The sequence below is a fragment of the Pusillimonas caeni genome (genome assembly GCF_003545815.1).
GTDB classification, from domain to species: domain Bacteria; phylum Pseudomonadota; class Gammaproteobacteria; order Burkholderiales; family Burkholderiaceae_B; genus Pusillimonas; species Pusillimonas caeni.
Genome location: NZ_PDUW01000004.1, coordinates 103,616 through 129,973 on the forward strand (window position 1 = coordinate 103,616; position 26,358 = coordinate 129,973).

At 65.0% G+C, this 26,358-nt stretch carries 23 protein-coding genes and 1 riboswitch; of the genes, 7 read left to right on the forward strand and 16 right to left on the reverse strand.

Annotated elements, in window-relative coordinates:
• Nucleotides 1-22: 22 nt before the first annotated feature.
• The 11 genes from cheZ to flhD form a co-directional block, all read right to left on the reverse strand.
• Nucleotides 23-667 carry a protein phosphatase CheZ gene (gene cheZ / locus CSC67_RS10375; RefSeq protein ID WP_118994458.1) on the reverse strand — a complete coding sequence of 215 codons (645 nt, stop codon included), beginning with the start codon at nucleotides 665-667 and terminating at the stop codon, nucleotides 23-25.
• Nucleotides 668-684: 17 nt separating this feature from the next.
• Nucleotides 685-1,074 (reverse strand): chemotaxis response regulator CheY, encoded by a 390-nt coding sequence (gene cheY, locus CSC67_RS10380; protein WP_118994459.1) that lies wholly within the window; start codon nucleotides 1,072-1,074, stop codon nucleotides 685-687.
• Between the two features lie 72 nt (nucleotides 1,075-1,146).
• Nucleotides 1,147-2,205 carry a protein-glutamate methylesterase/protein-glutamine glutaminase gene (locus CSC67_RS10385; RefSeq protein ID WP_118994460.1) on the reverse strand — a complete coding sequence of 353 codons (1,059 nt, stop codon included), beginning with the start codon at nucleotides 2,203-2,205 and terminating at the stop codon, nucleotides 1,147-1,149.
• A 41-nt stretch (nucleotides 2,206-2,246) separates the two neighbouring features.
• Nucleotides 2,247-3,086 carry a CheR family methyltransferase gene (locus tag CSC67_RS10390; RefSeq protein WP_118994461.1) on the reverse strand — a complete coding sequence of 280 codons (840 nt, stop codon included), beginning with the start codon at nucleotides 3,084-3,086 and terminating at the stop codon, nucleotides 2,247-2,249.
• 7 nt (nucleotides 3,087-3,093) lie between these two features.
• Nucleotides 3,094-4,830: a methyl-accepting chemotaxis protein gene (locus CSC67_RS10395; protein ID WP_118994462.1), complete on the reverse strand. Its 1,737-nt coding sequence runs from the start codon at nucleotides 4,828-4,830 to the stop codon at nucleotides 3,094-3,096.
• 172 nt (nucleotides 4,831-5,002) lie between these two features.
• Nucleotides 5,003-5,506 (reverse strand): chemotaxis protein CheW, encoded by a 504-nt coding sequence (locus tag CSC67_RS10400; protein ID WP_118994463.1) that lies wholly within the window; start codon nucleotides 5,504-5,506, stop codon nucleotides 5,003-5,005.
• A 31-nt stretch (nucleotides 5,507-5,537) separates the two neighbouring features.
• The gene (gene cheA, locus CSC67_RS10405) at nucleotides 5,538-7,637 is read right to left on the reverse strand and encodes a chemotaxis protein CheA (RefSeq protein ID WP_118994464.1); all 2,100 of its coding nucleotides are present in this window, start codon (nucleotides 7,635-7,637) and stop codon (nucleotides 5,538-5,540) included.
• A 47-nt stretch (nucleotides 7,638-7,684) separates the two neighbouring features.
• Nucleotides 7,685-8,635 (reverse strand): flagellar motor protein MotB, encoded by a 951-nt coding sequence (motB, locus tag CSC67_RS10410; RefSeq protein ID WP_118994465.1) that lies wholly within the window; start codon nucleotides 8,633-8,635, stop codon nucleotides 7,685-7,687.
• Between the two features lie 12 nt (nucleotides 8,636-8,647).
• Nucleotides 8,648-9,523, reverse strand: coding sequence for a flagellar motor stator protein MotA (gene motA / locus CSC67_RS10415; protein ID WP_118994726.1), 876 nt, complete (start codon nucleotides 9,521-9,523; stop codon nucleotides 8,648-8,650).
• A 179-nt stretch (nucleotides 9,524-9,702) separates the two neighbouring features.
• The gene (gene flhC / locus CSC67_RS10420) at nucleotides 9,703-10,284 is read right to left on the reverse strand and encodes a flagellar transcriptional regulator FlhC (RefSeq protein ID WP_118994466.1); all 582 of its coding nucleotides are present in this window, start codon (nucleotides 10,282-10,284) and stop codon (nucleotides 9,703-9,705) included.
• Nucleotides 10,285-10,302: 18 nt separating this feature from the next.
• Complete coding sequence (gene flhD, locus CSC67_RS10425; protein WP_118994467.1) at nucleotides 10,303-10,659, reverse strand: flagellar transcriptional regulator FlhD; 357 nt, start codon at nucleotides 10,657-10,659, stop codon at nucleotides 10,303-10,305.
• Between the two features lie 633 nt (nucleotides 10,660-11,292).
• Here flhD and CSC67_RS10430 point away from each other — a divergent pair.
• Entirely contained in the window at nucleotides 11,293-11,706 is a 414-nt protein-coding gene (locus CSC67_RS10430) for a C40 family peptidase (protein ID WP_245220198.1), read from the forward strand.
• Between the two features lie 59 nt (nucleotides 11,707-11,765).
• Here the strand turns inward: CSC67_RS10430 and CSC67_RS10435 are convergent, their stop codons facing one another.
• Nucleotides 11,766-13,352 (reverse strand): glycerol-3-phosphate dehydrogenase/oxidase, encoded by a 1,587-nt coding sequence (locus tag CSC67_RS10435; protein WP_167752841.1) that lies wholly within the window; start codon nucleotides 13,350-13,352, stop codon nucleotides 11,766-11,768.
• A gap of 113 nt (nucleotides 13,353-13,465) precedes the next feature.
• Here CSC67_RS10435 and glpK point away from each other — a divergent pair, with 113 nt between their 5' ends.
• The 4 genes from glpK (at nucleotide 13,466) to CSC67_RS10455 (ending at nucleotide 17,143) form a co-directional block, all read left to right on the forward strand.
• Nucleotides 13,466-14,974: a glycerol kinase GlpK gene (gene glpK / locus CSC67_RS10440; RefSeq protein WP_118994470.1), complete on the forward strand. Its 1,509-nt coding sequence runs from the start codon at nucleotides 13,466-13,468 to the stop codon at nucleotides 14,972-14,974.
• 121 nt (nucleotides 14,975-15,095) lie between these two features.
• Nucleotides 15,096-16,199 carry a 50S ribosomal protein L11 methyltransferase gene (locus CSC67_RS10445; protein WP_245220199.1) on the forward strand — a complete coding sequence of 368 codons (1,104 nt, stop codon included), beginning with the start codon at nucleotides 15,096-15,098 and terminating at the stop codon, nucleotides 16,197-16,199.
• Between the two features lie 104 nt (nucleotides 16,200-16,303).
• Nucleotides 16,304-16,777 carry a TM2 domain-containing protein gene (locus CSC67_RS10450; RefSeq protein WP_118994472.1) on the forward strand — a complete coding sequence of 158 codons (474 nt, stop codon included), beginning with the start codon at nucleotides 16,304-16,306 and terminating at the stop codon, nucleotides 16,775-16,777.
• A 162-nt stretch (nucleotides 16,778-16,939) separates the two neighbouring features.
• On the forward strand, nucleotides 16,940-17,143 hold the full coding sequence (locus CSC67_RS10455) for a CopG family transcriptional regulator (RefSeq protein WP_118994473.1): 204 nt from the start codon (nucleotides 16,940-16,942) through the stop codon (nucleotides 17,141-17,143).
• On the opposite strand, the gene CSC67_RS10460 is transcribed toward CSC67_RS10455, so the two are convergent.
• Nucleotides 17,121-18,782 carry a SulP family inorganic anion transporter gene (locus tag CSC67_RS10460; protein ID WP_118994474.1) on the reverse strand — a complete coding sequence of 554 codons (1,662 nt, stop codon included), beginning with the start codon at nucleotides 18,780-18,782 and terminating at the stop codon, nucleotides 17,121-17,123. The two genes, CSC67_RS10455 and CSC67_RS10460, sit on opposite strands and share 23 nt — an antisense overlap.
• A 408-nt stretch (nucleotides 18,783-19,190) precedes the next feature.
• Here CSC67_RS10460 and panD point away from each other — a divergent pair, with 408 nt between their 5' ends.
• Nucleotides 19,191-19,604, forward strand: coding sequence for an aspartate 1-decarboxylase (gene panD / locus CSC67_RS10470; RefSeq protein ID WP_118994476.1), 414 nt, complete (start codon nucleotides 19,191-19,193; stop codon nucleotides 19,602-19,604).
• A gap of 78 nt (nucleotides 19,605-19,682) precedes the next feature.
• Nucleotides 19,683-19,777: riboswitch (TPP riboswitch) on the forward strand.
• A gap of 69 nt (nucleotides 19,778-19,846) precedes the next feature.
• Nucleotides 19,847-21,148 carry a purine-cytosine permease family protein gene (locus CSC67_RS10475; RefSeq protein WP_118994477.1) on the forward strand — a complete coding sequence of 434 codons (1,302 nt, stop codon included), beginning with the start codon at nucleotides 19,847-19,849 and terminating at the stop codon, nucleotides 21,146-21,148.
• 63 nt (nucleotides 21,149-21,211) lie between these two features.
• Here CSC67_RS10475 and CSC67_RS10480 read toward each other — a convergent pair whose 3' ends face one another.
• Genes CSC67_RS10480 through CSC67_RS10490 form a run of 3 tightly spaced genes read right to left on the reverse strand, consistent with a single transcriptional unit; the run spans nucleotide 21,212 to nucleotide 26,104 of the window.
• A complete protein-coding gene (locus CSC67_RS10480; RefSeq protein WP_118994478.1) occupies nucleotides 21,212-22,486 on the reverse strand; it encodes a c-type cytochrome in 1,275 nt (424 codons plus the stop codon).
• Nucleotides 22,476-23,036, reverse strand: coding sequence for a (2Fe-2S)-binding protein (locus CSC67_RS10485; protein ID WP_118994479.1), 561 nt, complete (start codon nucleotides 23,034-23,036; stop codon nucleotides 22,476-22,478). Before CSC67_RS10485 ends, CSC67_RS10480 begins: the two co-directional genes overlap by 11 nt.
• On the reverse strand, nucleotides 23,033-26,104 hold the full coding sequence (locus tag CSC67_RS10490; RefSeq protein ID WP_118994480.1) for a xanthine dehydrogenase family protein molybdopterin-binding subunit: 3,072 nt from the start codon (nucleotides 26,102-26,104) through the stop codon (nucleotides 23,033-23,035). The genes CSC67_RS10485 and CSC67_RS10490 overlap by 4 nt, the downstream gene beginning before the upstream one ends.
• Between the last annotated feature and the right edge of the window lie 254 nt (nucleotides 26,105-26,358).

A 26,358-nucleotide genomic window follows, 5' to 3' on the forward strand; every position in this document is an offset into this window, starting at 1 on the left:
GCCCTATCGGCGTGAGCCCGCTTCAGAAGCCCAGGCTGGCGAGCAGGTCGTCGACCTGGTCCTGGTTGGCCACCACGTCCGGCTTGCCCGCGGGATTGGTCTGCGGGCCGTTCAACAGCGAATTGCCTTCGTCGCGCTTCTCTTTGGGCGCGTTGTCGATCAGCACCTGGACGAGTTCCTGCTCGATGGTGCCGATGACGCCCAGCATGCGGGTGATCACCTGGCCGGTCAGGTCCTGGAAGTCCTGCGCCATGATGATCTCCATCAAGTGGTCGAGCGAGACCTGCGTGTCGGCGGGAATGTCGCGCAGCAGTCCGCGCGTGTCGTCGACGAGGTCGCGCGCCTGGTCCAACTCCACGGGATGGTCGAACCAAGCCTGCCACCGCTCGTCCAGCTCGCGGGCGCGCCGCTGCATGCCCTCCTGGACCGGCTGGACGGCTTCGGCCGCGTTCAGCACGCGGTTGGCGGCCTGTTCGGTCATGCGCGCCACGTAGCCCAGGCGGTCGCGCGCGTCGGGTATGGCTTCGGCCGCCTCCTTGATGGCGTGATCCAGCCCGAGTTCGCGCATGCTGTCACGCAGCATGCGGGTCAGTTGCGCAATCTTGGCAATCAGGTCTTCGGCCTCGGCGCCGCCGCCCTGCGCCACTGCGTTTGCCTGCGTAGTCATAGTCGTCTCCCCGTTTCTCAAGCGTTCAACTTCTCGAAGATCTTGTTCAGCTTTTCTTCGAGGACGGCCGCCGTGAAGGGCTTGACGACGTACCCGCTGGCCCCCGCCTGGGCGGCGGCGATGATGTTCTCTTTCTTAGCCTCGGCGGTCACCATCAGCACCGGAAGCTTCGACAGGTTGGCGTCCGCGCGTATGAGCTTGAGCATGGCCAGCCCGTCCATATTGGGCATGTTCCAGTCCGAGACCACCAGGTCGAAATTGTTGTTGCGCAGCTTTTCAAGCCCCATCACGCCGTCTTCGGCCTCGTCCACGTTCTCGAAGCCCAGGTCCTTGAGCAGGTTCTTGATGATGCGGCGCATGGTCGGAAAGTCGTCGACCACGAGGATTTTTATCGATTTCTGTACCACTTGGATTCTCCAGTTAAACAGTTTGTGCCTGGCTCGCCCGGCGTCCGCGACGGACCCTGGGGCCTGTTGACGCTAGACCCGATGGCCATATGAGCCGGCGCTTCTGAGCAGCCGCTCGCTGATTTCGGACAGGGGCACCGCCTGATCGGCCGCGCCGATGAGCAGGGCTTCGCGGGGCATGCCGAACACCACGCAGCTGGCCTCGTCCTGCGCGAAAGTCTGGGCCCCGGCCTGCTTCATGGCCAGCATGCCTTGCGCGCCGTCCTTGCCCATGCCGGTCAGGATGACGCCCACCGCGTTCTTGCCCGCCACCTGCGCCACCGAATGGAACAGCACATCGACCGAAGGACGATGGCGGTTGACCGGCTCGCTGGGATCCAGCCTGACCACGTAGTTGGCGCCCGACCTTGCCAGCTTCATGTGGGCCACCCCGCCCGGCGCGAGATAGACATGGCCCGGCAGCACGCGCTGGCCGTCCTCGGCCTCGTGGACCTGGACATCGCACAGCGTGTCGAGCCGCTGCACGAAGGAGCGGGTGAAGCCCGCCGGCATGTGCTGGGTGATGAGTATCGCCGGCGCATTGGCGGGCATGGGCTCCAGCACTTGCCGTATGGCTTCGGTGCCGCCGGTCGAGGCGCCGATGACGATCAGTTTCTCGGTCGTCGAGAACAGCGACTTCAAGCGGCGCGGCGGGGCCGCGGCGCCGGTCGCGGCGGGCCTCGGCCTGGGCCGCGACAAGGCCGCGGCGCGGATCTTGTCGGCAATGAGATCGCTGTATTCCATCAGGCCGTCGCGCAGCCCCAGCCGGGGCTTGGTGACGAAATCGACGGCGCCCAGTTCGAGCGCGCGCAGGGTGACTTCGGAATTGCGCTCCGTCAGCGACGAGACCATCACCACCGGCATCGGCCTCAAACGCATCAGGCGCTCGAGAAAGTCGAGCCCGTCCATGCGCGGCATTTCCACGTCCAGGGTCAGGACGTCGGGATTGTGCTGCTTGATCAGTTCGCGCGCGACCAGCGGGTCGGGCGCCACCGCGACCACTTCCATGTCTTCGTGACTGTCGATGATCTCGGTCATCAGGCTGCGTACCAGCGCGGAATCATCCACGCACAGAACGCGTATCTTCTTCATGGCCCTCGCCTCCGGTCGATGTGCATGCGGCTGCCCTTTTCCTAGGCCAGCGTGTAGACCGTCTGACCGCGCAGGCGGAAGGCCTTGGTCAGATACGTGAAGTTTTCGGAGTGGCCCGCAAAGAGCAGTCCGCCCGGCTTGAGCATGGGCGCAAAACGCTCCAATATGCGCGTCTGCGTCGGCTTGTCGAAGTAAATCATGGTGTTGCGGCAAAAAATGGCGTCGAACTTCTCGGCGGAGGGCCACGAGGGCGCGACCAGGTTCAAGGAATCGAACTGCACGACCTCGTGCAGGACGGGCTTGACGCGGACCAGTCCCGCCTTCGCGGACTTGCCCCGGTAAAAATACTTTTTCAGCAGGTCTTCCGGAACGGGCTTGACGCGTTCCAATGTGTAGATGCCCTTGCGGGCCTTGTCGACGGCCTGGGTGTCGATGTCGGTCGCCCACACGAAAGGCCTGGCCTGCTGGCCCGCGGTGTTCTCGAGCAGGGTTATGGCAATGGAGTAGGCTTCTTCGCCCGTCGACGCCGCGCAGCACCAGACCGAGACGGGCGCCTTGCGGCTGCGCGCGAAGTCGGCCAGCAGGCCGAAGTGATGCTGCTCGCGAAAGAACGCCGTATGGTTGATGGTGAAGGCGTTGACGAAGGCGTCCCATTCGGACGAATGAGGGTCCTGCTGCAGATGCGACAGATACTCGGACGCCCCGGCCAGACCTCTCTTGCGCGCGCGCATGCCCAGCATGCGGGCCGCCAGTTCGCGCTTGTGCTCGCCCAGAATGATGCCCGAGCGGGCATGCAGCAGCCGGCCCGTCCGGGAAAACTCTTCGTCCGAAAGCAGGAACTGCTCGGGGACGAGATGGTGATACGTGGGCAAGCCCGTCATGGAATCCTTAGCCTTGCGGCGCAAGTAAATGGTGTCCGGGCAAGCCGGGTTCTTCCTCTTCGGAATGAGCAATGCGAGCCGTTTCGAGTTCGTCGGGCAGCGGCACGTCGATGACCTCGGCGCCGCCCACCTTGAATACCGAGACGGCTTCGGTCAGATGGCCCGCCTGATCCTGCAATGAGCCGGCCGCGGCGGCGGCCTCTTCCACCAGGGCGGCGTTCTGCTGCACGACGATGTCCATCTGTGCCACAGCCTGGTTGACCTGTTCGATGCCGTCGAGCTGCTCGTTCGACGCCGAGGCGATCTCGCCCATGATGGTGGTGACGCCTTCGATCGACGCCACCACTTCGCGCATGACGGTCCCCGCCTGCGTCGCCTGCCGGCTTCCCGACTGCACGGTTTCCAGCGAATCTTCGATGAGCGTCTTGATCTCCTTGGCGGCCTGCGCGCTGCGCTGCGCCAGCGAACGCACTTCGCCGGCCACCACGGCGAACCCCCTGCCCTGCTCGCCCGCTCGGGCCGCCTCGACCGAGGCGTTCAGGGCGAGGATGTTGGTCTGGAAGGCGATGCCGTCGATCACGCCGACGATCTCCGCGATCTTGCCCGAGCTGGCGGTGATGTCGTCCATGGTGCCCACCACCTGCGCGACGGCCTGGCCGCCGCGCTGCGCAACCTGGGCCGCTTCCTTGGCCAGGCGGTCCGCCTGCAGGGCATTGTCGGTATTTTGCTTGACGGTGCCCGCCAGCTCTTCCATGCTGGCCGCCGTCTGCTGCAAAGAGGCGGCCTGCTGCTCGGTGCGACTGCTCAAGTCGGTATTGCCGACGAAGATCTCGCGCGAGCCCAGGTTGATCTCGTCCACGCCCTGGCGCACCGCCGTCACCGTGCGCGTCAAGCTTTCCTGCATACGGCGCAGGGCTTCGAACAGCACGCCGATTTCATTGCGCGAACGCACCTCCACGCGCTGGGTCAGTTCTCCGGCCGCGATGCGGTCGAAATGCGCGCCCGCCTGGCGCAAGGGCCGCAGCACGACCCGGCCCAGGAATATGTAGGCCAGCAGGGAGATGACCAGCGAGGCCAGCAGTCCCGCGCCCACCAGTTGCATGACGAGCAGGTATTGCGCGTCTTCTTCGGCCGCGATGCGGTCTATCTCCTGCTGCTGGTACTTGTTGAAGTCGGCCACGGCGCTGTACAGGTCGTCCTGCATGTATTCGCCCGTGCCGTCCTTGAAGGCGTTGTAGCCGTCGACGTCGCCCTTTTCGAGAAAATCGAACAGCGGTTCCACGCCACCGTTCATCAGCGAAGAATAGGCGTTGCTCACACTGGTGTAGACGCGGTGCGTCCGGCCTTCGGACAAGGCGAGAAAACGCTCATAGGCCTCGCGCGAGGCGGCGAACTCCTCCTTCGCGCGCGCCACGAAACGATGCGCCGGCTCGCCGCTGATGATGATCGGGACCGGATAGCCGCCCGCGTCCAACGCTTCGGTCTGCAAGGCCACACGGTGCTGCATCAAGGCCTCGACACCCAGCCCCATGGACACCTGCACCGACTTGAAGCGGTCGATCGATTCGCTCAGCGCAGCACGGATGTTCTGGCTGCGCACCACGTGGTCGAACGTCTGGCTGTTGGCGCGCAGCGAATACAGGCCCAGCGCCGCGCCGACGATCAGCGAAAGCACAAAGAAAACAAGCACCAGCACCAGGCTGGTTCGGACCTTCAGGTTTCTGAACATGGCAATACGAAACATCTGGACTCCTCCTCCAATGCAAGGCTGACTGTTCCCGCCGGCGGCGTTTGAAACGCTCGTTGATTTCTATCGGACGGCAGCGGCGCCGCCCTTCCCCGACGAGAACCGCATAGGGCGGTCCGGGCTCCGGGGCGCCGAAGCGCCCCCCGGGGCTTGGCGCCAGGGCCGGGCCCTAGACCAGGGCCGCCTGTTCGACCAGCGCCATCTCGGAGCTCGTCATGAGTTTCTCGATATCCACCAGGATGAGCATGCGTTCGCCCACCGTGCCGATGCCCGTTAGATACTCGGTCGAGAACGCCGTGCCGAACTGCGGCGCGGCGCTGAGCTGCGAAGGCTGCAGCATCAGCACGTCGGACACGCCGTCCACCACCACACCCACCACGCGCGAAGCGAGATTGAGTATGACCACCACGGTCTGGTGGTTGTATTCGACGTTCTCGAGGTTGAACTTGATGCGCATGTCGACGATGGGCACGATGACGCCGCGCAGATTGGTGACGCCCTTGATGAACGAGGGCACGTTGGCGATGCGGGTGACGCTCTGGCTGTCGTAGCCCCTGATCTCCTGCACTTTCAGGATGTCGATGCCGTACTCCTGATTGGCCAGGGTGAACACCAGGAACTCCTTGCCCGTGTCGTCCGCCTGCTCGGAACTTCCGTCCACTTTGTTAAGCATGTTGTCTATCTCCGGTAAAACTGGTGGCCCGTCAGGCCGCCTTGTTGCGCGTCATCCGCAACAGGGCAAATACATCGACGATGAGCGCAACGCTGCCGTCGCCCAGGATGGTTGCGGCCGAGATGCCCGGTATCTTGCGGTAGTTGGCCTCGAGGTTCTTGACGACCACCTGCTGCTGTCCCACCAGGTGGTCGACCAGCAACGCAAAGCGCGACTCCTCGGCCTGCAGTATCACGGCGATCGAACGCGTGACCTCGGTCTGCGCGCCCTGCACGTCAAACACTTCGTGCAGCGCGATCAGAGGCAGGTATTCGCCTCGCACATGCAGTACCTTGTCGCCCTCGGAAATGCTGTGCAGCTGTTCGGCGGTGGGCTGTATGGACTCGGACACATTGCTCAACGGTAGGATGAAGATCTCTTCGCCCGCCTGTACCGTCATGCCGTCCAATATGGCCAGCGTCAGCGGCAGGACGATGCGGGTGGTGGTCCCCTTGCCGGCGCGTGAACTGAGCTGGATATGCCCGCCCATACCTTGTATGTTGCGCCGGACGACGTCCATGCCCACGCCCCGCCCCGATATGTCGGTCACCTTCTCGGCGGTGGAAAAGCCGGGGGCGAAAATGAGCTGCCACAGTTCATCGTCCGGCGTGTTTTCATTGACGGGAAAGCCCTGCTGCATGGCCTTGTTCAGGATCCGCTCGCGGTTCAGGCCGGCCCCGTCGTCGCTGACCTCGATGATGATCTGGCCGCCGCTGTGCTGGGCCGACAGCGTCAGGTGGCCCTCCGGGTCCTTGCCCGCGGCGATGCGTTTCTCGGGCGTTTCGATGCCGTGGTCCAGGCTGTTGCGCACCAGATGGGTCAGCGGGTCGATGATGCGTTCGATCAGGCTTTTATCGAGTTCGGTGGCCTGGCCCCGGGTCGTCAGGCGGATCTGCTTGCCCAGCTTCGAGGCGCTTTCCCGCACCACGCGCGGAAAGCGGCTGAAGACGTAGTCCATGGGCATCATGCGGATGGACATCACCGATTCCTGCAGGTCGCGGGCATTGCGTTCGAGCTGCTCGATGCCGTTGAGCAGGCGATCGTGCTCGACCGGGTCGAGCGTGGAAGCGGTCTGCACCAGCATGGCCTGGGTAATGACGAGCTCGCCCACGAGGTTGATGATCTGGTCCACTTTCTCGACGCCCACCCGCAGCGTGCCGCCCTCTTTGGCGGGCTTGCGCGCGGCGTCGCCGGCGGACTTGGCGGGGGCTTCGATCGGTCCGGGCCGGACCGGCGCCTCGGCCGCGGTGGCGGCGGGCTCGGCGGCGGCCATGACGGCTTCAGGAGCGGGCGAGACCGTCTCGGCATGCACCGCCGCTGACAGGGCGGCGCCGGGCACCGGCTCCGGCGCCACGCGGACCTGGTCCGCGTTGACGATGAAGCAGCACACCGCCTCGAGATCGTCGGTGCTGCAGGTGGTGCGCAGCCAGACCGAGAGCGTGCCCGCGCCCTGCTCGTGGTGCAGCACTTCGCCCAGCAGTCCCATTTCCGTCAGCAATGCCTGTGCGTCGTTGGGCTGGATGCGCTCGATATGCACCCGCAGCGGCAAGTCGCCGCTCGCATTCGACCCGACGGCCTCACCGGGCTCCAAGCCGGCGCCCGGTTCGAGGCCGGTCTCGGAGGCAGCCGCCGGCATGGAGGACGCCGCATGCCCGGTCACAGCCGCGGCCGCGGCGGCCGGCGCATCGCCCTTGTGCTCCAGCGCCAGCTCCCGCAATTGCGCGCAGATGCGTTCGTAGGCCTGCTGATCGGGTTCCTGAGAATTCCGGTATGCGGAGACTTGTTCTGTAAGCACGTCCTTGGTTTCCAGGAAGAGGTCTATCATGTCCTTGCGCAAGGCGAGCTCGCCTTGCCTGAGGGCGTCCAGCAGGTTTTCGAGAAGATGGGTGGTATCGGCCAATTGCCCGAAGCAGCCGAATGTGCCCGCGCCGCCCTTGATGGAATGGGCCGCGCGGAATATGGCGTTCAATTGATCCGGATCGGGATGGTCGATGTCGACATTGAGCAGAATTTGCTCCATGTCGGCCAACAGCTCGTCGGCCTCGTCGAAAAATGTCTCGTAGAACTGGCTTAAATCGACACCCGCACTCATGTTCGTTCCTATGACGACGCCAAAAGCCGCGGCGCGGCTTCCCTGTTTCAGCGCTGTTGAGCGGCCTCCCCGGCCTCGTCGCCGGGCAGCGGCGAAAGATGCTCGTCCACCGGCGCAGGCTGGAGCGCCTCGTAGAAGCGAGGATCGGAAGAGCCGGCCGCGTTCTGGGCGTCTATACGCTCTTCCGCCACCCGGTTCAGCACAACAATGCTTATACGGCGGTTAACGGCAGCGTTCGGATCGTCTTTAACCAGGCTGACGGTGGACGACAGGCCCAATACCCGCTTTATCTTCCTTTCTTCCATCCCGCCGGCCACCAGTTCCTGGCGCGCCGCGTTGGCCCGGTCCGCGGACAGCTCCCAGTTGCTGTAGAGCCGTTCGCCGGAGGCATACTGCACGGCATCGGTATGACCCGAGATGGTGATGGAGTTGGGCAGGCGGTTGAACACCGGCCCCAGCTCGCGCAGCACGTCGCGCATATAGGGCTGCACCTGCGCGCGGCCGGTGGCGAACATGGGACGGTTCTGCCGGTCGACGATCTGTATGCGCAGGCCGTCCGGCGTCATGTCCAGCAGCAGCTGCGGCCGGAACTCCTGCAGGACGGGATTGGTGTCGATCAGGGCCTCGAGGTCGGTCTTGAGGTCTTCCAGCCGCTCGGTGTCGCGCCGCAGCTCCGACCCCCGGCTGCTGTCGACCGGAGGCTGGGTGATCGGATGCTTGCTGGGGATGGGGCTGGGCGAAGCGCCCGGTATGACGCTGCTGCCCGTATCGATGTTCGGTCCGCCCTGGATGGCGGTCATGAGCGGCATGCGGAAATACTCGGCGATGCCCGTCAGGTCGTCGCGCGGAATCAGCGACAGTATCCACATGATCAGGAAAAAGGACATCATCGCCGTCATGTAGTCGGCGTAGGCGATCTTCCAGGCGCCGCCATGATGGGGCTGCTCGGGCGCGCGCTTGCGCCGGATGACGATGCGGTCCGTGGCGGTAGGCTTCATGGCGCTTGGAACCTATGCGGCCTTCTTGAGCGGCGCCTTGGTCTGCCGGACATGGTCCTCGAGCTCGGCGAACGAAGGACGGATCATGGCATACAGCACCTTGCGTCCGAATTCGACCGCGAGCTGGGGCGGATAGCCGTTCATGCTGGCCAGCAGGGTGACCTTGATGCATTCCAGCACCTTGACCGACGCCACCGTGCGGCGCTCGACCGACTGCGCCAGGGGCGAGACGAAGCCATAGGCCAGCAGAATGCCCAGAAAGGTGCCCACCATGGCCTTGGAAATGAGGTCGGCCAGGATGGCCGGCGGCTGGTCCACCGATGCAAGCGCCTTGATCACGCCCAGCACCGCGGCCACGATGCCGAAGGCCGGTAGCGCGTCGGCCACCGACGCCAGGGCGCGCGCCGGGATATTGCGTTCGGTTTCGTGCGCTTCGATTTCCTGGTCCATCAGGGTTTCGATTTCATAGGGGCTCATATTGCCGCTGATCATCAGGCGCAGATAGTCAGTGATGAACTCGAGCAAATGCGGATCGCGGACGATGCGCGGATACTGCGAGAAGATAGGGCTTTTTGCCGGATCTTCGATATCCGATTCGATGGCCATCAAGCCGTCGCGGCGCGCCTTGTTCAGCAGTACGTACAGCAGGGCCATGAGCTCCATGTAGAGCTCTTTGTCGTAGGGCGTGCTTTTGAACACCGAAGGCAGCGCACGCACCAGCAGGCCGACCGACTTGCCGCTGTTGGACGAAATATAGGCGCCCAGCGCGGCGCCGCCGATCAGAATGAATTCGAAGGGCTGGTACAAGGCGCCCATATGCCCGCCCAAAGCCACAAAACTGCCGAATACGGACAATATGACGATGACGAAGCCCAGAAGAATCAACACGAGCGTATCCTCGATAAATGCATAGTGCCCTATGATCGCCCCGAACGGCTGCGACAAAAGCGTCCGTCAACGGGGTTTTTCGAAGCTAGATCAGCGTTCTGGCCGCCGCGGGCGGCCGCGCCCACCCCCCGGCCTCGGATCCACAAGCGTTTGCGCGCCGGGAGCCGGCGGCGGTCTGGTCAGACTGCGCGCACCCGGCTGCGGGTCTTGCCCGCGCGCGGGGGCGGCCGGCAGATGGCGCAGACGAAATTCTGCTGCGGATCGTGCGCGTGCGCGACGAAGCCGCCGGTGCAGCGCGTGCAATGAGAGAGCTGGATCATGCCGCTTTCAACGAAGCGGATCAGCATCCAGGCACGGGTGAAACTGAGCACGGGCTCGTCGAGAGCCTCGGCCGGCCGGCCCACCGACGCCTGCTCCAGATAGAGGCGGTAGGCCTCGATCAGGGCGCGCGTCTTTTTGGCGGGCGTATAGGTGTCGAGATAGCGATAGACGCCATAGAAGACGCTGGAGTGGATGTTGGGCAGCCAGGTCATGAACCAGTCGACCGAAAAAGGCAGCATGCCCTTCGGGGGAGAACACCCCTTGATCTCGCGGTACAAGCGCGAAAGGCGATCATAGCTGAGCGAGGTTTCGGCCTGCAGCACCTGCAGGCGGGCGCCCAGGCGGATCATGTCGCTGGCCAGCAGGATTTCCTCTGCTTCCCTGCTCACGCTTTTGCCGGCGCTTTTCGCGGCGCCGGGATTTACGCTTTTGACGGTCATGGGGTTTCCCGGCAGCGCCTAGACGGCGGGTTCGATAATGGTTTCGGGGGCGCGCTGGGAAAGGAGAATGGTGGAATGGGCCTGCTGCAGGGCCCCGCCCAGCACGTCCTGGCTGAGCGCGGAAAGCAGGCCATAGTCGTCGAGCCGGAAGCCGCAGATGAGCAGGCCCGAGCTGGCGAGCTTGACGATCTGCGCCGGCGAAAGCTGCATGACGGTGGTGGCGACGTCTTCACAAAAACCAAGACGGAACATCCCTGCCGCGAAATTTTCACGCAAGAGACGCTGGGCAAGCATCAGATAAGTAAGGTTGACTTCTTGGATATCTTTTAATGCCGAGCTGCTCTCGTATGGGGGCAGGTTGTCGCTGCTGGACACGATGTACTCCTTGGAGGGTGCGGAAACCGAAAAAATGTAACTGCTTATACCGAAAATGAAACGGTACGTTTGAATACAAACGTTGTAAATCTAACCCGAAATTATGAAAATGTCGCGTCAGAATCGTATGGTTACTTTATTGAAAATAGCAGTTACCTAAGCTCTGAACTGATAAATTTCTGATAAACGGCTTTTTATCAAATATTTAGGCCGAATTTGCGTTAAAAAGCTGGCGAAATAATACAACTTGCCGAGTTTCTGTATTTTGACAATTATCAATCCGTCACAGTTATGACTGCATGGATTTTGTAAGTAAACGTATAAATAACGTAACTTTGTACGAATTTTAAGGAAGTTTGTGTCAATATAACGTAATTAAGCGTTCATACAATAAAAAATTGATCAGGATTTACCCCTATTTTTATATGTAATTGTATGAAAAGGTGTCTTTATTTGGACGCCCTGGTGTGAACCGCGGCCAATTCCGCAATTGACGAGGGCGTCTTGCAAGCCTAATGTTGTATTTTCAACTCACGGCCCGCCATGCGAACAAAGCTATTTTCATTGCTGGCTGCATTGATCGCCTTATTACTGGCAGGGTGCGCCGGCCCGAGGCCTTCCTCCGTAGACGGAATGAGCCGTCACCCCGCCATCTCCGTCGATCCCGCCAAGCGCAGCGAGGTCGCCATGGCGGCGCTATCCCTGCTCGACACACCTTACCGCTATGGCGGCCGCTATCCAGAGCAAGGCTTCGACTGCAGCGGCCTGGTGGCGTATGTCATGCGTTCCGCCGCCGATGTGCGGCTGCCCCACAACAGCGCCGAGATCGCACGGCTGGGCCGACCGGTATCCAGCCGCAAGCTCAATCCCGGTGATCTGGTGTTCTTCAATACCCTGGATCGGCCGTTATCGCATGTCGGCGTCTATATCGGCGAAGGCCGGTTCGTCAACGCGCCGTCCAGTGGCGGCCGGGTGCGTATCGACAGCCTGGCCAATCCCTATTTCGCCCAGCGTTTCGAGGGTGCGCGCACGCTTTTCGCGGAATAGGCCTGCCGGCCACCGCCGCCGGGCCTCCCGTTGCCTTGACGGTCCCGCCCGTACCGGCTTCAAACCATGCCCAGGCCGTAGCGCCGGGCGAGAAGCAGAAAATCGTCCAGCCCCGCATCCACTCCGGTTTCGGATTGCAGGATACGGGCCGCGTCGGGTGCCGCCCGCGCGGCCAGCGCCGCATCGAGGAACAGGAGCCGCGAACGCCTGGCCAGCACGTCTTCGACCTTGCGGGCGTACTCGTGTCGTGCGGCATGGCGGATCATGGCCGGCGTCAAGCCCGCCGAGCCGAGCACATCGCCTCCTCGCTGCGCTCCATGAGCCGGCCCGGCCCGGGGTCCGGCCGCGGCCGCAAGAACGAAGTCCTGCGTGCGGCAAGGCGGCAATGTGGCCAACAGGCCGGCGCGGGCGCAGGCTTCCAGCGCGTCCTGCGCCATGGCGCGATAAGTCGTCCACTTGCCACCCGCCACGGTGACGAGTCCGGCGGCGCTGATCTCGACGGTATGTTCGCGGCTGATGCTGCGCGTCGCCACGGGGCCGGCGGCGGCGCCCTCGGCCGCCGGATCGACCAGCGGCCGCAGGCCGGCCCAGGCGCTGCGGATGTCACGCCTCGCAGGCTGCACCTGCAGGTAGCGGCCGGCCTCCTGCAGGATGTAGTCGATTTCGGCGTCGTCGGGGCGAGGCTCGCGCGTCAATTCGTCCGTCGCCACGTCGGTAGTACCCAGCAGCACCTTGCCCAGCCACGGCACGGCAAACAACACGCGGCCGTCCGCCGTACGCGGCACCAGCAAGGCCCGGTCGGACGGAAAGAAAGACCGATCGACCACCAGATGCGTGCCGCGGCTCGTCCTGATCAGGTCTTGCACGGGCCGGTCCGAAGCCTGGGCGTCGAGACGGCGAAGCGCGTCGGACCAGACCCCGGCGGCATTGACGACGCAGGGCGATCGCAGCATGAAGTCCTGCCCCGTTTCTGTGTCTTGCGCCCGTACGCCCGCCACCCTGCCCCGTTCATGGATCAGGCCCGTCACGCGAACATAGTTGAGCACCACCGCGCCCGCCGCCTCGGCCGCGCGTGCCAGCGCCACCGCCAGTCGGGCATCGTCGAACTGGGCGTCCCAATACTCGATGCCTCCGACCAGACCCTTCATGCATACCCCGGGCAGACGCTTTCCGGTCTGCCGGCGGCTCAGCACATGGGTCGCGCCCAGTCCGTCGCGGCCGGCCAGCACGTCGTACAGGCTCAGGCCCGCCGTATAAAAGGGGATCTCCCAAAAGTGGTAGGCGGGCACGACGAAAGGCAGCGGCCGGACCAGTTCGGGCGCGTTGTGCAATAAAGCCGAACGCTCGCGCAAGGATTCGCGCACCAGGCCGATGCGGCCCTGGGCCAGATAGCGGACGCCGCCGTGCACCAGCTTGGTGGCGCGGGACGATGTACCCTTGGCAAAATCATGGGATTCGAGCAAGGCTACCTTCAGCCCTCGCAAGGCGGCGTCCAGGGCCACGCCCAGGCCCGTTGCGCCTCCGCCCGCCACCACCAGGTCGAAGGGCCCGTTGTCCAGACGGCCCAGCATGGACGCCCTGCCGGTCGCCGCGCCGGACGACGGGCCAAGAGGCGCCAGGGAGTCCGTAGTGGTGGATGCCGTCATTGTGATCCCGCCCTCGCAGATGCCTCCGTTCACAGCTTCCCTAGCGTAACACCCCGAGCCGGGTTACGCTTGAGCCGTCACGACGGCCATCACAACATCGCTACCACACCGCCATGCCATATATCCTCGCTCTGGACCAGGGCACCTCCAGTTCCCGCAGCATCGTGTTCGACGACCAGGGCCGCATCGTGGCCAGCGCCCAGAAAGAGATCCGCCAGATATTTCCGCGCTCGGGCTGGGTCGAGCACGATCCGGCCGAACTCTGGCAGACGCAGCTGGATACCGCGCGCGAGGCCATCGACAAGGCCGGAGTCGGCGCCGCCGGCATCCACGCCCTCGGCATCACCAACCAACGCGAAACCACCGTGCTCTGGCATCGCGACACCGGCGAACCGCTGGGCAATGCCATCGTCTGGCAAGACCGCCGTACCGAACCCCTGTGCGCGCGGCTGCGCGAACAGGGGCTGGAATCGCGCATACTCGACAAGACGGGCTTGCGCATCGATGCCTATTTTTCGGCCACCAAGCTGCAATGGATGCTGGACGAGACGCCCGACGCACGCCGCCTGGCTCAGGCCGGCAAGCTGGCTTTCGGCACGGTCGACAGTTGGCTGATCTGGCGCCTCACGGGCGGCGGCGTGCATGCCACGGACATCACCAATGCCTCGCGCACCATGCTTTTCAATGTGCGCGAAGGCCGGTGGGACGACGAGCTGCTGCGTCTTCTGGACATTCCGGAAAACCTCTTGCCCGACGTGCTGCCTTCCTGCGGCGAATTCGGCGTCACCGACACGGCCTTGCTGGGCCGGCCGATTCCCATCTGCGGCGTGGCCGGCGACCAGCAGGCCGCCCTGTTCGGCCAGGCCTGCTTTCAGGACGGCATGGCCAAGAACACTTATGGCACCGGCTGCTTCGCCCTCATGCACACCGGGGAACGCTTCCAGGTCTCGCAGAACGGCCTCATCACCACGCCCACCGCGCAGGCCGGCGCGGTGCGCCACTACGCGCTCGAAGGCGGCGTATTCGTCGGCGGCGCCGTGGTGCAATGGCTGCGCGACGGCCTGCACGCCTTCGAGAAGAGCCCGCAGATCGAGGCGCTGGCGCACAGCGTGCCCGATTCGGGCGGCGTGGTGCTGGTCCCCGCCTTCACCGGCCTGGGCGCCCCCTACTGGCAGCCCGACGCCCGCGGCACGGTGACGGGCCTTACGCGCGGCACCACCATGGCTCACATCGCGCGCGCCGCGCTCGAAAGCATTGCATTCCAAAGCACCGCGCTGCTTCAGGCCATGGAGCGCGACGCCGCGGCCGCGGGGTCGGCGCCGCTGTCCGAAGTCAGGGTCGACGGCGGCGCGAGCGCCAACGACCTTCTCATGCAGTTCCAGGCCGACCTGCTGGGCTTGCCCGTGGTGCGCCCCGAAGTCATAGAGACCACGGCGCTGGGCGCAGCCTTGCTGGCCGGCCTGGCCAGCGGCGTGCATTCCGGACTGGATGAATTGAGCCGGCTGTGGCGCGCCGAAAAAACCTTCACGCCCCGGCTCGATCGCAAGGAGGCCGCCGAACACATGCAGCGCTGGGAGCACGCCGTGCGCCAAACCTGCCTGCCCAGGGACGCGGTCGATTGAAGCCGTTGCGGAATGCTGCGCACAAACGCCGGCCTTCCCATACAATCACGCTTGTTTCGTCACGGCCTCTCGTTCCATGCAGACCCAGTCTCGTCCAACTCCTCCTCTTCACGTGTCCTGGATGGAAAACGGCGAATCACGCACCGCCTTGTGGCTGGGCGAACATGCGGGCAATCCGCCCCGGCGCATCGTCGTGGTGGACGACACCTTGACCGCCGACGCCGCCTTTCAATTGGCCAATCAGGGCGCCCACATGCTGTGGCGGGGAGACTTCCACAACGCCCGCCAATTGCTCGACGCGCTCGCGCGCCGGGTCGACAAGAAAAAACGCAGCAAGGCCGCCGTGACGCCCCAACAGGCTTTCAACCAGCACCGCCTGGCGCAGTCCCGTCGCGCGCGCCTGCTCGGTTCGCTCTTGCTGCCTCTGGATGAAGGCCTGCGCATCCCGCTGCGCCGCGCGCCCGACGTCCAGGCCGCCTGCGGCGCCGTGCTAGGCCGCATCGACGAGGCGGCCCTGCTGCCGCTGCGCGTGCTGCAAGGCATACTGGGCGCGGCCGAATGGCAGCGCAAGGGAGTCATCATCCCGGCCCTGCAGCAAAGCATCCATGTCCATTACGGCGTCTTCTCGCCCATACGCGGCGAATACATCGACCTGGTGGCCAACGCACCCCTGCCGGACACCCGGCTGGCCTTCGACATCGGCACGGGCAGCGGCGTGCTGGCGGCCGTGCTGGCGCACCGCGGCGTAGAACGCGTGGTCGCCACCGACGTCGACGAGCGCGCACTCGCCTGCGCCCGCGACAATATCGAGCGGCTCGGGCTGGCCGACCGCGTCGTGCTGGAACATGCCGACCTGTTTCCCGAGGGCCGCTGCGGCCTGATCGTCTGCAACCCGCCCTGGCTGCCCGCGCGTCCCACATCGTCCATAGAAACCGCCATCTACGATCCCGACAATCGCATGCTGGCGGGCTTTCTGGGCGGGCTGGGCCAACATCTGCTGCCCGGCGGTGAAGGCTGGCTGATACTTTCCGACCTGGCCGAACACCTGGGGCTGCGCAGCCGCGACTTCCTGCCCCAGGCCATCGAAGCCGGCGGGCTCAAAGTGCTGGGCAGGCTGGACGCGCGTCCCAAGCACCCCAAGGCACTGGACCCTTCCGACCCGCTGCACGAGGCGCGCGGCGCCGAAGTGACCACGCTGTGGCGCCTGGGGCGGCGCGGTCCATAGTGCGCCGCGCTATGCGCGCCGCCGTCCGGCGCCCTGCCCGAGCAAGCGGCGGCGCCCCATGATGCACGTATACTGAGAGCACCCTCTGCAAGCCCACAGCCGCCATGCTAAAGAAAATCTCCCTGATCATTGCCGTATTCCTGATCGTCCTGGTCGCCCTGACCTTCGGCGAAACCATTGTCCATCAGGCCCTGGCATGGTTCAGCTATCTCACCGGCATCGTGTTCCACAATTTCGCCGACCTGTACTACGCCGTCCATGACTACGTGCTGCGGCACAGCGGCAAGATCCTCATCGCGTTGGCGCTGACCGTGCCCATCAGCTACTGGATCATCAAGAACAAGGACAGCGAACTGGGACGGCGCTACAGCCCCCGCAAGATCGCCATCGTGCTGGCCATTTTTCTGGGCTGGCTGGGCGCGCACCGCTTCTACCTGGGCCAGATAGGCTGGGGCATCATTTACCTGATCATTCTGTATGTGTTTGCGCCGCTGGTGGTGGCCCTGGCCCTGATCGACGCGGTGCGCTATCTGTTCATGACGGACGAGGATTTCGTCGTGCCCGCCGCCCGCCGCTAAGCCCGACGCACGCCCCGCTTTGCGTCCAGAGCGGCGCCAGACACCCGCGCCAGGGCCGGTCCGGCCGGATGAGCGCTTGCAGGCCGGCCGGGCGCCGGGACAATGGTCGCCTGCGATGCGCATTGAATTACAATGGCAAGCACATCATCGTCCCTACACGCCATGGAAAACAAGACCGCCCGCCTGACCGTCCTGATCGACCCGCGCAAGAAAAAAGCATTCGAACAGCTCTGTGCCAGCCAGGATCTGACCCCGTCGCAGGTGGTGCGCCAATTGATACGCGACTACCTGGCCCAGCACGGCGTCAGCTACGGCGCCCGCGGCGCCCTGGACAACCCCAAGCTCAAGCGGCCCGATTCTCGATAAGCCGGCCCACCGCCTGTTCGAACGAAGCGCCCGGATCCCCGCCCTCGATCTTCTCGATCAGGCCCATGCGCTGCAGCTTGCTGCGGACCCGATCGTTGGCCTCGGCCAGCACCACCCTTCCGCCTTTTGCACGCTGGGCGTCCGCCAGGTTTTCCAGCGTGCGCAAGCCGGTCGCATCGATGAAGGGCACGCGCCCAAGCCGGATCAGCAATACGGCGGGCGCGCCGCCCGTGTCGGACAGCGCCTGCTCGAAGGTTTCGACCGCGCCATAGAAAAGCGGGCCATCGATCTGATAGATCATGATGTCGTCGGGCAGGCGCGCCAGGCCGCGGTCCCGCAGCAGGCCGGCCAGCTCCTGATCGAGCGAGGGCCCGCCTTGCCGCGACACCGCCACGCTGCCCGCCATGCGCCGCAGGAAATGCAGCATGGCCAGCACCACGCCGATGTTGACCGCCACGACGAGATCGGCGAACACGGTCAGCCCAAAGGTGACCAGCAGGATCACCACGTCGGCGCGCGGCGCGCGCCGCACCATGCGCAGGAAGTGCCTGGCCTCGCTCATGTTCCACGCCACCACGAAAAGGATCGCGGCCAGGGCGGCCAGGGGCACATTGGCCGCATAAGGCGCCAGCGCCAGGATGATGAGCACGAGCGTGACGCAATGCGCCACGCCCGCGATGGGGCTGCTGCCCCCGTTGCGGATGTTGGTCGCGGTGCGCGCAATGGCGCCGGTGGCCGCGATTCCGCCGAACAGCGGCGCAGCCATGTTGGCGATGCCCTGGCCGACCAGTTCCTGGTTGGAGTTGTGCCGGGTGCCGGCCATGCCGTCGGCCACCACCGCCGAAAGCAGGGACTCGATGGCGCCCAGCATGGCGATGGCGAAGGCGGGTCCGATGAGCTCCACGACGCGGTCGAGCGTGACGGGCAGCCATTGCATGCGCGGCAGCTCGCGCGGGATTTCACCGAAAGCGGATCCTATGGTGGCCACGCCCTCGAACTGGAATAAAGCCTGCAGCACAGTGGCCGCCACCAAGGCGACCAGCGGCCCCGGCACACGGCGCATGCCGGGCAGGCGCGCCGAATACAGCACCAGCAGCAGCGACAGCACGGCCACGCCCGTCGTGGCCAGGTGCAAGGAAGGCAGGGCCTGCGCCAGCGTCCACAGCTTCTGGTGGAAATGGCCGGCGGGCGACACGGGCAGCCCGAAGAAATCCTTCCACTGCCCCACCCAGATGATGACGCCTATGCCGCTGGTAAAGCCGATGATGACCGGACGCGGGATGAACTTGATGGCGCCGCCCAGCCTGGCCAGCCCGAACAGAAGCAGTATGACGCCCGCCATGAAAGTGGCGATCTGCAGGCCTTGCACACCATGCTGGGCCACGATGCCGGACAGGATGACGATGAAGGCTCCGGTCGGCCCGGCGATCTGCACGCGGCTGCCGCCCAGCAGCGAAACCGCCAGCCCGGCGATGATGGCAGTATAAAGGCCCTGCTCGGGCTTGACGCCCGACGCAATGGCGAAGGCCATGGCAAGCGGCAGGGCGACCACGCCCACGATGACTCCCGCCACGATGTTGGCGTACCAGTGCTTCCAACCCAGCAAGCCCGCGCGCTGCGCTTCCAGAAGAGCAATCATGATGTCCGTTCCATGGGATGTGCCCTTGATTATAATATGGTGCACATGCTCATCGTCGGCCGACATGGCCGACCCCGTACGGAACACGGACTCGAAAATGCCCCCGCGTTGCGCAGACTGCGCCTGCTTGCTGTCCGCCTCGCGGCCTGCATGCCGCTCGGATTCGCCAGGCGCCGAACCTTGGGGCGGCCCGGCGGCAAAAAAGCCCCCACGCTGCGCAGGCTCGCGCCTGCTTGCTGCCCCCGAGGGGGCGCTTTTTGCCTTGGGGCGGCCCGGCGGCAAAAAAGCCCCCACGCTGCGCAGGCTCGCGCCTGCTTGCTGCCCCCCGAGGGGGCGCTTTTTGCCTTGGGGCGGCCCGGCGGCAAAATAACTACAATAACGGTTGCATTCATTTCTTCTGAGATCAACGTGAGAAAAGTCGTACGGGGCAAGCTCCATGGCATCCGCGTCACCGGTGCCGACCTCAACTACCATGGTTCCATCACGCTGGACCCCGACCACTGCGAAGCCGCGGGCATTTTGCCCATGGAGTTCGTCGACATCTGGAACAAGGCCTCGGGCGCCCGCATCAGCACCTACGTCATCTACGGAGAACGCGGCTCGCGCTGCTGCATCCTGAACGGCGCGGCGGCCCGCACCTGCCAGCGTGGCGACGAAGTCATCATCTGCAACTCGGTCTACGTCACCGAGCCCGAAATCGAGCAGATCAAGCCCGTCGTCCTTACCTTTCACGACGACAACCGCATCCACGAGCGCCTGGGCTACGACGTCTCGCGCGACGATCAGGGCCGCCTGGCCTTCAACATCGTCAAGTTCGATTAGCCTTCGCGCCGCCGCCCGCTGCACCGGCCCATGGCCTTCGGCCGGCAAACTGGGTACAATCTGGCGCTGATTCATCCAAGCATTCGCTAGGGGTGCCGCGTTTCACCGCGGCTGAGACAGTCCCTTTGAACCTGTGAGATCATCCTCGCGCAGGAAAGCGACCATGCACGCCGAAGCACCGCGCCCGCGCGCACCCGCTTCCCGCCATGCCTGCCGCTCCTGCCTTTACGGACGGCAACGACATGACAAGCTCCACCTCTTCTACATCGGGCAATCACGCCCTGACTCCCGTTTCGGCACACGAACGCGTATTCGGCTGGCATGAGCACGCCTCGCTGTGGTTCAGCCTGGGCGTCGGCCTGCTGGTCATGCAGGTGGGCGCCTACCTGGTGCCGGCCACCGGCCTGCGCGAAGCCGTATTCGCCATCCTGCTGGGCTCCCTCCTGGGGGCGGCCCTGCTGGCCTGGGTGGCCAAGCTGGGATGCGACAGCGGGCGGTCCAGCGCGGGGCTCATGCACCGCAGCTACGGCAGCCTGTTCGCGCGGCTGCCCGTCTTCCTGAACATCGTGCAGCTGCTCGGCTGGACCACCTTCGAGCTCGTGATCATGCGCGAAGGAACGGCCGCCATCGCGCGTGAGGCCTTCGGCCTGAACCTGGGCGCGCTCGCCGCCGTCGTGTTGCCCACCTTGCTGTGGGGCGGGGTGCTGATCGCCCTGCTGTCGGGCTCGATGATAGGGCTGGTGCGGCGTTTCGTCGCCCGCTTCGGCCTGCCGCTGGTCGTGCTGTCGCTGATCTGGCTGAGCTGGCAGTTCGCGGGCCAGCTCCGCGCGAGCGGCCTGGCCGAACTCTGGCACCGGCCCGGCGACGGGAGCATGAGCCTATTCTCGGCGCTGGACCTGGTCATCGCCATGCCGGTTTCCTGGCTGCCCCTGGTGGCCGACTACGCCCGTCACGGCCGCAGCGGCCGCGGCGCGCTGGGCGGAGTCTGGCTGGGCTATGCCGTGGCCAACATCTGGTGCTACGGCCTGGGCGTGATGATCGTCAGCGCGGTAGAGCCCGAGACCGGCCTGGTCAGCGCCCTGCTGCTGGCGCAGGGCGGCCTGATCGCCCTGGGCCTGATCATGATCGACGAACTGGATAACGCCTATGGCGACATCTATTCGGGATCGGTGTCGGCCCACAGCTTGAAGCCGAAATGGAGCATCAAGCGCTGGGGCCTGGCCCTGGCGGCGCTCAGCATCTGCCTGGCCATGGTGCTGCCCATGCACAGCCTGGAGCCCTTTCTGTTGACGCTCAGTTCGGTATTCGTGCCGCTCTATGGCGTGATCCTGGGCCGCCTGTCGCTGGGCGGCAATGTCGATGCACCGACGCGCCGCATCGAACCCATTTGCGCCGGGCTATGGCTGCTGGGCATCGCCTTTTACCATGGCCTGGCGCAATGGGCGCCTGGCTTCGGCTCTGCCCTACCCACGCTGGCGCTCACCTTCGTGCTGGCGCTGGCGACCCGCCGCGCCGGCGGCCTGCGGTCCGCGACGGCGGGATAACGCCTGTCGCCGCGGACGCCTCGGCGAGCCGCTACCGCGGGTGCCGGCCGGCGCAGGGCGGCCTCAGCGCAAGGCCCCCACGTCCCCCGGCTGCACATCGCCCTTCTGCCCGCCCCAGCGCGTGCGCAGATGATTGGCCAGCCTGGCGATCTGCTCGTCATCGAGTTCGCCGGCGAATCCCGGCATGGCCTGGCGGTCGCCCTCGGGTAGCGAGCGGGCTTCCAGGCCGTGCAGTATGACGTGGACGAGGTTGTGCGCATCGGCATTGCGTAGGGTCGAATTGCCCTTGAGCGCCACGGTGGCGCCCGGCTTGCCCTCGCCGTTCATGGCATGGCAGCCGGCGCATACCGCCAGATAGATCGACCGGCCAGTGGTCAATCCGGCCTGCGGCGCCTCCTGCTGGTCGGCCGGCGCGGGCAAGGCAAGCGGCGGCAACGGCTCATCGCCCGTCAGATAGGCCACCATGGCCTGATTGTCGTCCTTGCTCAAGTGCCGCGTGCTGAAGTGGAAAGCCTCGTACATATCGCCATAGGCCGACCCCAGCGGCGAAATGCCCAGCGCCAGAAAGCGCTGCAGATGTTCCGGCGTCCAGCCGCGCCGTGCCAGTCCCTCCGGCGTGATGTCGGGTGAATTCAGGTCCCCCAGCGTGCCGCCTTCGAACGAAGCGCCCAGATCCAATTGGCCGAAGGCGCCGCGCGGCGTATGGCATTCGGTGCAATGCCCCAAAGCGTTGGTCAGATAGCGCCCCCGCAGCCATTGCTGCGACTCGCCCTTGGAAACGTCGGGCAGTTCGTCCTTCAAGAAAAGCAGATTCCAGCCGCGCATGAGGAAGCGCATATTGAAGGGAAACGGCACTTCCGTCGGTTTGTTGGGCACCGCAATGGGCGGCACGCTGCGCAGATAAGCGTAAAGGGCGTCGCTGTCCTCGCGCGACATGCCCCGGTAGGTGGTGTAGGGCATGGCCGGATAAAGCGGATGCTCGGGCGCCAGGCCGTCGTGCAGGGCACGGTAGAAGTCGGCGGAAGTCCACTGTCCTATGCCGTACTGCTTGTCGGGCGTGATGTTGGTGCCGTAGATGGTGCCGAACGGCGTCTCTATCGGCACGCCCCCCGCATACAGCGGCCCGTCCTGAGCGGTATGGCAGGCCATGCAGTCGCCCGCCTGGGCCAGATATTTGCCCCGATCCAGCATTTGACGGTCGGCTGCCTCCGGACCGTCGGCGGCGCCGGTTTCGTAGCGCGGGTCCAGCAGGCCGGACAGTACGACGGCAGCCCCGATACCCAGCAGGATGACGACGACCAGCACAATACCCCAGCGTTTGCGTGTCTTAGCTCGCATCGGCGTTCTCCCTGGTCAGGCCCGGCGTGGCGAGAATCAGGTCGCGCACCGCGCTGTGGTATCGAACGTAGCCCGTACAGCGGCAAATATGCTCGTTCAGCGAGTCGGTCACGACCTGCTCGACCCGGCTGCGTTCGATGGGCTCGCGCTGCAGTCGTTCGATCAGCACGGTGGCCGCGTTGACGAAGCCCGGCGTGCAATAACCGCACTGGAAGCTGTAGTGCTCGAGAAAGGCCTGCTGTACCGGAGACATAGGCGGGGCGGCGCCTTCGCCGCCGGCTTTGGCGTGTCCCTCGACGGTGCGGATGCTTCGGTTGGCGAAGAAGCCCACTCCGGTAATGCAGCTGCGCACCGTCGCGCTGCTGCCGTCCTCTTTGTCGAGGATGACTGCACAGGCGTGGCATACGCCCTGCCCGCAGCCCAGCTTGGTACCGGTCAGGTTGGCGTACTCGTGCAGAAAATCGATCATCATCAGGCCTTCGGGCACTTCGATCGGCCCGATCTTCTCGCCGTTGATGGTAAGGCTGATTGGTATCGTGCGCAGGCTCATCCCATGGCCTCCTGTATCTGCTCCGGCGTTACGGGGAGGGTGTAGAAACGTAATCCCGTGGCATGCGCGATTCCGTTCACGATTGCGCCCACGATGGGAATCATGACCACCTCGGCCATGCCTTTGGGCGGGTCCGTGTCGGAAAGTGGCGGGAGCACTTCCGCGGTCTGCGTCCACAACGCCACTTCCTTCGCGCGCGGCAGATGATAGCGATTGAAGTTCCAGGTACCGTTGCCCGGACCGTCCTCATAAAGCGGCAGGTGTTCGTACAGAGCGTGGCCGATGCCCATGGCGATGCCGCCCTCGATCTGGCCCGACACCAGTTGCGGCGAAAGCAGGTTGCCGCATTCGATGATCGAATGGTGGTTCAGCAGTTCGATCTCGCCGCTGCCCTGGTCGACCGACACTTCAGCCAGGGTGGCCATGGCGGTGTAATAGGTGACGGCCGCGTTGTTGCGCTGGACCGGCGGGTAAAACACCTTGCTGCGGGGAATCACCTGGTACGACAGCCCGGTGCGCGAGCGGGTCGCGATCAGGGGATCGACGCCGGTGTTGGTGACGTAAGGCAGGCCGGACTGGCCGGGCGGGTTCGGCGAAGTGGGCGTGTCGTCCCCTTCTTCAGTCGTGGAGCCGCTGTCCTGCCCCGCATCGCCGCCTCCTGCGCCGTGTCCCGTCATCTGGCGCGTGTTGGGGCTTTGCTCCTGCGCTCCGGCGGCGGCGCCCCCTCCGCCGGCTGCTCCGTTCGCGCTGCCCGTCTTCGTCCCGGCAGCCCCGCCGCCTGACCCTTCCGGCTGTCCATAGGCCAGCGCCAGCGCATCCAAGGGCAGGCGTTCGGCGGCGTCGCCGATGGGAAAGTCGGCCTCGGCCCATTGCCAGCGGTTGAAGGCGTGAACCACCGCGCCCACCACCAGTCCCATCTCGTGCGCCTTGGCGGCGAGCTGGGCCAGCGTCAAGGGCTGCATGCCGGCGGCGGTAAGGCGTCCGGCCTCCCAGCGGGCATCTTCCTGTCGCAGTACGTAAGGCGCGGCCTGCCCCGAGCCGATGCCCTGGCTCCAGATGGCCACCGCGGCCGGCCACAGGCCGTGCCGGAATATCAGGCGACAGGCCTCGCGCGTCGTATGGGTGTAGTAGTAGGCCGAATTGGAAGCGCTGGCCGGAGAGGCGTAGGCGGGCGTCCAGGCCGGATCGGCGGCAAGCCTGTCCTGGTCTTCCTGGCTCATGGTATAGGGATCGCCGCTCGAATAGATAGGCAGATCGGGCCAGTCGGTCAGGGCAAAGCCCACGTCTGTCGCCGGCGAGCCCAGCCACTGCGCACAGGCCAGCGCCTGCGACGTAACGGTGCCGGTGCCGATTTCAGTGCCCGTGTGCCGCAGCATGACCTTGCCTTCCCGCGTGAGCTCGACCTTGGCCAGTGATGATTCCGCCCCGGTGCCGAAGTCTTTCTGCACACAGGCAAAGCCTACGCCATACAGGCGTCCCGGGTGGTTCGCCTCGTAATCCGCTTTGCGCCGCTGCCGCTCCTGCCAGATCGGATGCCGCCTGGCCTTCTCCATGACTTCGTCCGCGCGAAGAGCTCCGGCGGGTATGGCGCCCTGGGTGTTCTTCATGCCGGTCTTGAACACATTGCGCAGGCGGAAGTCGATGGGATCGAAACCCAGCTTGCCCGCGACCTCGTCGACCAGCATCTCGGTGGCGGCCATGGATTGCAGCGTGCCGTAGCCCCGGGCCGAGCCGGCATCGATTGCGCGCGAGGCGTCGGCCCGCGCCGTCAGATCGGACTGCGGAATGTAGTAGACCGATTGCGCGGCCGTGGCGCCCACCATCACGACCGAAGGCGAAAAATTGCATCGCCCGCCCCCATTCGCCGTCATGTCGGCCACGAACGAGCGGATCTTGCCTGTCTTGCGGTCGACGCCGATACGGTAGTCGATATGAAAGGCGTGGCGCTTGAGCGAGGTTTGAAATTGCTCGTAGCGGTCGTTGGCGATGCGCACGGGGCGGCCTTCGCCGTACAGCGCACAGACCAGGCCGTAATACGGCATGTTGAAGTGGTCTTTCGAACCATAGCCCACGGTGTAGCAGGGATGCAGCACCAGCGTCTGAACGTCGAACGAGGACTTGCCCAGCATGGTCGCGGCCGTGGCCGCCACCTCGCTGGGCGACTGCGTCGGCACCACCATGTGCATCACGCGCGCCTTTTCATCGAACCAGCAGTTGGCGCTGTCCAGCTCCATCGATGCCGTATCGATGGACTGCGTCTGGTAGCTGCGGTCCAGCACCAGCCAGTCTTCGGGCGGGTCGTCCAGGCGGGCCCGTATCTGCTGCGCATGGAACATGCCCTCTTCGCCCAGCTCGCCATGCGCCTTGCCATCGGGCCACACCGGAAGCTGCTTGCGCATCTGGCTTGGAAACACCGGGGCTTCCTTGAGGCTGGAGAACACGTCTTCGTCGAACGGCGTCTCGCCGCCCACCCTGACGAAGCGGAACGTACCCCAGGGATCGCGCTGCAGCGGCCCAGTGCGCTCGCCATAGTGCAGCACATCCTGCCGGAATTTCAAGGCGTCCTTGGCCAAGCGGAAGCGCGCGAAATCGTGAAAGATCAATATGGCCACCGCATGGCCCAGGTAGGCCGGCGTCTTTCCTTCGGGCAGCAGCATGTCTTCGCCGTAATACTCCGTGAACGCCACGCCGTCCCTTTCGAGATCGGCGGCAGTCACGATACGGTCGGGCGCCAGGTCGGGCTCGAGCCTGGACAGATCGAAGCCCTGGTAGGGCGCGTCGGCCCGGGTCGCTCGCAATATGAGCGCGTGGCTTTGATGCTGAGGCCAGTGCGGAAGATCGCGGGCGCGCACGTCCAGCGCGAATATCTTGCCGCCCCGCACCTTGGCCGGCCCGTCGACGCGGAAAGAAGACAGACCCGTGCGTTCGTCCCAAGGCACGGGCTCCACCAGCTTCTGTTCGAACAAGGCCGCATAGGCGCTGCTGCCGAACGGCGCGATGTAGGCCGTCAAGCCCGCGATGCTGCTGGCTTTGAGGAAACGACGGCGCGACGGATCGAGTTTGGCCATGAAGTCTTCCCGGTATCGATAGAGGGGCGGTGACATGATTTTGCCACCGCCCTCATCAGCAAGGGACAGGCCAGCCGGTACTGACGGCAAGCTTAAATGCCCGTGGCCGGCAAGCCCATTCCGGAAAATGATTTACGCAGCATACATCACAAGCTCATGTGCGAGCGCATGCGCTGATTCAGCTGACCGCAAGAAAGCGCTATACGCATCGGCATGCCGCCGGGATGTAATGCGTGCACACGCGCACTGCAGAA